Origin of the sequence: Desulfamplus magnetovallimortis, assembly GCF_900170035.1 — a bacterium.
Taxonomy (GTDB): domain Bacteria; phylum Desulfobacterota; class Desulfobacteria; order Desulfobacterales; family Desulfobacteraceae; genus Desulfamplus; species Desulfamplus magnetovallimortis.
In genome coordinates, this window is record NZ_LT828558.1 from 127367 (window position 1) to 132522 (window position 5156).

General features: G+C 41.2%; 5 protein-coding genes. 3 read left to right on the forward strand and 2 right to left on the reverse strand.

The window, feature by feature from the left end; all coding sequences use genetic code 11:
* A partial coding sequence (locus tag MTBBW1_RS23035; protein WP_139786877.1) for an AAA family ATPase occupies positions 1-1315 on the forward strand: 1315 nt, incomplete at its 5' end.
* 2 nt (positions 1316-1317) lie between these two features.
* On the opposite strand, the gene MTBBW1_RS23040 is transcribed toward MTBBW1_RS23035, so the two are convergent.
* Both MTBBW1_RS23040 and MTBBW1_RS23045 read right to left on the reverse strand, forming a co-directional pair.
* On the reverse strand, positions 1318-1764 hold the full coding sequence (locus tag MTBBW1_RS23040; RefSeq protein ID WP_281255677.1) for a helix-turn-helix domain-containing protein: 447 nt from the start codon (positions 1762-1764) through the stop codon (positions 1318-1320).
* Positions 1765-2129: 365 nt separating this feature from the next.
* Positions 2130-2642 (reverse strand): hypothetical protein, encoded by a 513-nt coding sequence (locus tag MTBBW1_RS23045; protein WP_080807882.1) that lies wholly within the window; start codon positions 2640-2642, stop codon positions 2130-2132.
* A gap of 832 nt (positions 2643-3474) precedes the next feature.
* On the opposite strand from MTBBW1_RS23045, the gene MTBBW1_RS23050 reads away from it, so the two are divergent.
* Positions 3475-4917, forward strand: coding sequence for a PAS domain-containing sensor histidine kinase (locus MTBBW1_RS23050; RefSeq protein ID WP_186441655.1), 1443 nt, complete (start codon positions 3475-3477; stop codon positions 4915-4917).
* Between the two features lie 15 nt (positions 4918-4932).
* Positions 4933-5156, forward strand: a 224-nt coding sequence (locus tag MTBBW1_RS23055; RefSeq protein WP_222424146.1) for a response regulator transcription factor, incomplete at its 3' end; no start/stop codon positions are given.

Here is a 5156-nt window from a genome sequence, read left to right on the forward strand (position 1 = left end):
AATAGATGAATATGATAACTTTGCCAATACCGTCATGATGGGTATCCATAACGATAAAGAGAGATACAACGCTCTGGTGCATGATGAAGGTATTTTGCGAACTCTTTTTAAAGCTGTGAAATCATCCACATCTGGTTCAGGTTTTGACCGTGTGTTTATAACCGGAGTATCTCCAGTTGTGTTGAGTGACATCACCAGCGGATACAATATTGCAAAGGATATTTATTTTAAAAAACAACTTAATGATATTTGCGGTTTCACAGAAAAAGAGGTTATCTCAGCCCTTGTGGATATTGTGGAAAGTTGCGGCATAGAGAGTGGAAAGAGCAATGGGGCCGTTGAAAATGCCCTTGATATAATGAAAACATACTACAACGGCTACTGCTTTGTGCCGAGATTGAATCAGTATATCTACAATCCCACCCTCTGCCTCTATTTTTTTGATCAGTTCCAGGAGATGTGCGACTACCCAAGGAAGATGCTTGATTCTAACCTTGCCACCGATGAATCAAAACTTGAGTACGTTGCACAGATTCCCATGGGGCGTGAAATTATTGTCTCAATGATGGAGAGGGATAATCATCTTGAGGTTGGAGATCTCTCTGACCGTTTCGGCATAAGGGAGATGCTGGACGAAAGTTTTAAAAACAATATGTTTATTGTCTCTTTTCTCTACTACTTCGGGGTATTGACACTGGCCGGGGAAACCGAAGATCTGAATCTGAAACTGAAGGTTCCCAACCTTGTGATGCAGAGTCTTTATGTGGAGCGGGTACAAAGGATGCTTTTGCCTGAACCAGCCATAAGGGATGAGGGACGCCTGGCTGCCGCAAAGGTTTATCAAAAGGGTGATATGGAACCGTTATGCAATTTTGTGGAAAACAGTTATTTCAGTGTATTCAAAAACAGGGACTACAGGTGGGCAAATGAGCTTGTCCTGAAAACAGCGTTTTTAACCCTGCTTTATAACGATATCATATTTATCATGGATTCCGAGACAGAACTTAAACGAAGATATGCTGATCTTACCATGATAATCAGGCCGGACAAACGATATGGCAAGATTTTTGATGTTCTCATTGAGTTCAAGTTTGTCACCTTAAAGGATGCCTGTATGACAGGGGAGGAAGCAAAGCGATTGTCAAAGGAGGCTTTGTATGGCTTGCCTCAGATTAAAAAGGCCTTTGAAGAGGGAGAAAAACAGGTTATTCAATATGGAAAACACCTTGATGAAAAGTATGGCAATCTTCGGCTTCAGAAATTTGTGGTGGTGGCCCTTGGGTTTGAGCGGGTGTGTTTCAGGAAATTGACTTGATTTTAGGCATCCGGAACGATATAGCGGGTGCTGTCATCCATAACGACGTGGAGGATGCTCTTTTTCTTCTTTTTACCGGTCCATACTTTGGGGCCGTGCATGAAATCCGCCAGCCAAAGCTGCCCGAAATGGTCAAAGGCAAAGGGTTTCACGGCGGCATGGGTTTCAAGGTGGGGATCTCTGTTGAGATTATGGCTCTGTACAAATCTATAGAATGACGACCGGGAAGGCTTTTTCCCATTCCAGATGCCGTTTGCTGCCAGATGTCGGATCATCTGGGCTGTGGTCCACCTGGGATGCTCTTTCCGAAGCTCGAACAATGCTTCGGCAACCTCTTTTGGGATATCGAACTTCCCTTCATCGGATCTCGTTTTGTCTTCAAGCCCTGGAAATCCATGGTGTTTATAGCGGTACAACCATTTTCGAACGGTCTCTTCGTTTAAGGTCACACGTTTCCCGTCCGGGCGAATGTAGGTTTGCGATACAATCCGAAAAAGGACTTCTCCAACCAGAGCACCGTTGGCATCTCGATGTAAAAGTGGACTTATGATACCGTATCGTCAGATTGCCAGATCAAATTTCTTCTTTTCAGTCATTTGGCTTCTCCTGATTTGAGTTACGTCACATCATAAAGCAGGTCAAAAGGTGAACAACTGGGAGAAACACTATCAAACTATTTGATTTTTTTGAATATTATAGTTCTGTGGGTGAAATTTCACCATACAGGGCCGGGTAAAAATACCAGGAAAATTGGGCTTGCTTCATGACCACTTTACACTTTTTGAAGCCAATATTAGTTTTTTCGGGTCTTTCCTCAAAAAAGTGTAAAGTAGTTTTGGGGAGATATGAAGGATGCCGAAAATTGTGGGATGAATTCGTGCCATATATCCTTACCGAGTCTGCAGATATCACCTCTCCAGGGAACATAGGATGCCGTTTTTTTCAGCCACTCCTGAATCTCTTTGGCGCGATCTATCCATCGTCGGGTGACCGCCCAACTGTTGCCGGTAAATGTGGCTATTTCATGGATCGGTGTGCCTTGCTCATACATCAACAGTACATGATGAAACATGCATAAACTGGCCCTGACATACCGTAGCATTGGATAGGGCAATAATGAAAATGTGACACGTGGACAGCGGTCGTTATGGCACTTGAAGCGTGGAATGTTAATAACGGATTCGCCATCCAGCGCATATCTGGAATACGAGCCATGCTTTTCACAGAGATCCTTTTCTCCGCATTCCGTGCAGGCGATCACAGGAGGGGGATACTTCATTGCCATTTGTGCCAGTGATGTTATTAACAAAAACCAGGTTGGGGACATTGTGTGCTCTCCATTTTAGTGTTGATGTGAATCTGGAGTATAACACAAGCCCCCCCTCTAATCCCAATGCTGTTGACTTAACGACATTGCGGGCATGGAATGTAAGGGCACGGCGCGCCTTGCCCCTACTAAAAACAACGATGAACCCTTAAGGCAACAGCATTGCGATGGGGGGGAGGTTGGATAAAAAGGCATGGGCGGTACCTGCTGTCTTCTTCTTATCTCTCCAAATATATCTCAAGATTGGTTACCTAAGAAATATCACATTCGGAAAATAGCATGGGATTTTAGGTGGGATTTGAGGCATGCTTCATTTCCCGCTTTACACTTTCAATTACACTATTCCCGTTTTGCGGGAAGCTCATCTAAAAAAGTGTAAAGAACTTCTGAGGTCATATGAAGGATGCCGGATTTGAGGGCAAATATTAAGACAATTTACAGTTTAGAGTGGAGAACACTTATGAATTTAGATATAAAAACTATTTTGTTTATGAATTTAAATATAAATGTAGTTGCTGCTATCTCTATTGCAATAATATGGCATTATAACAAAAACCGTTTTGCAGGAGTGGATTTATGGGCATGGTGTATGTTTTGCCAGGCAGCAGGCGTTTTTTTGATGCTCCTCCAAGGTGTGATACATGATTCTCTATCTATTTGGCTGTCCCACGTATTACTTATATGTAGTATATTGATATTATTAGTCGGGTTGGAAAATTTCACAAACTGCAAAAGCAAGCATACCCATAACTATATCTTTATATTTCTTTTTGCTGTGCTAAGATATTACTTTACATTCATAGACCCTAATTGGGGCTGTAGAGAGCTTATTATGTCTGGGGCAATAATCATTATTGATTCTCAAATATGCTGGCTTATGTTGAAAAGAGTACCTTATTCCATACGACACATAACTTTGATCACAGATATAATCTCTGGAGGGTATGTTCTGACAACCATCTTAAAGCTTGTTATGAACAGTCTATTTAATTTGCAGAGCTTTCAATTCTTAACGTTTGAGGCTATCTATGCTTTAACAGTTACAATATATATAACTTTGAATTTATGTATTACAATCAGCCTTATATTGATGGTGAACAGGCGTCTTATAGAAGATGCTGATGTCCAGGATGAGAAATTCAAAAAGATATTCCATTCAGCTCCCTATGCAATAGCTATCACAGAACTGTATGAAGGTAGATTCTTAGAGGCAAATGACTTTTATGTTAATATGTCAGGATATAAACGATCTGAACTCATTGGAAAAACAGGCGTGGAGCTTAATATGCTGACAAAAGAGGTCAGAGATGCAGTGGTAAGCAAACTGCTTAACGGAGAAAAAATAGAGAAAAAAGAGGGGCAGATACGAAGAAAATCAGGTGAAATATTGATGATAATGGGTTCTGTCCAACTGATTAATATACATGGAAAACTATGTATGATCGGAAGCCATACTGATATAACAGAACTCAAGATGGCAAATGAATCCCGTTTGACAGCCATGAGAGACCTTATAAGCACCATAGCCCACCAATGGCGTCAGCCCCTTTCTACTCTTGGCATGATTATTCAACGCACACATGCATTAGCAACCATGCAGGAGCTGACACCTGAATATCTGAGTCAATTCAAGACGAATGCCATGCGTCAGATCAAACACATGTCAGATACCATTGATGTATTTAGAAATTTTTACCATCCTGAGAGGGAAAAAACGCAATTTTCACCTTTGAACTGCATCAATGACTGCGTTAAACTTTTTGAGACTCAACTAACCAGTAAAAATATTGTGGTAGATATTGATTGTGCAAATTACAGCGAACAACTAATAGAGGGATTTTCCAATGAGTTCAAGCAGGTTATTCTCAATCTGCTTGGCAATGCACGGGATGCCATTTTGGAGGGGCGAAAAATAGGCGTATATCCCAAGCACAAGGTTCCTGGTGTTAGTGGTGTGCATGGTGATGGTGTGTTGGAACAAAAAGAGTTTAGTTCGCAGGATCAGGGATTTATCAATGTGAATATATCTGTAAATAGCGACAACTCCATGTTGATCGACATTGCTGATAATGGCTGCGGCATACCTGATGAGGTCGTATCTAAGCTCTTTTCACCCTATTTTACTACTAAAGAAGAAAGTATTGGTACAGGTATCGGGCTTTATATGTCACGAATGATAATACAAGAGAAGTTTCAAGGAACTCTAAAATTTATACCACAAGCCCAAGGTGCTTGCTTTAGAATTAAACTTCCATTAACAGTCAATACCCCATGAACAGGAAATATTAATATGATCAATCTGACAGACTTGAAAATTCTTACCATACTTTTAGTTGAAGATGAACATGAACTACGGCGTGAAACAGCAGCTTTCTTAGAGCTTTACTGTGGACAGGTGATACAGGCATCAAATGGACGCGAAGCACTGGCAATAATTGGCACACATAAATCTGATGTGCAGGAAAAGCCGCAGGCACAGGGTCAAAATCAAAATAAGCAAAATCAAAATCAACG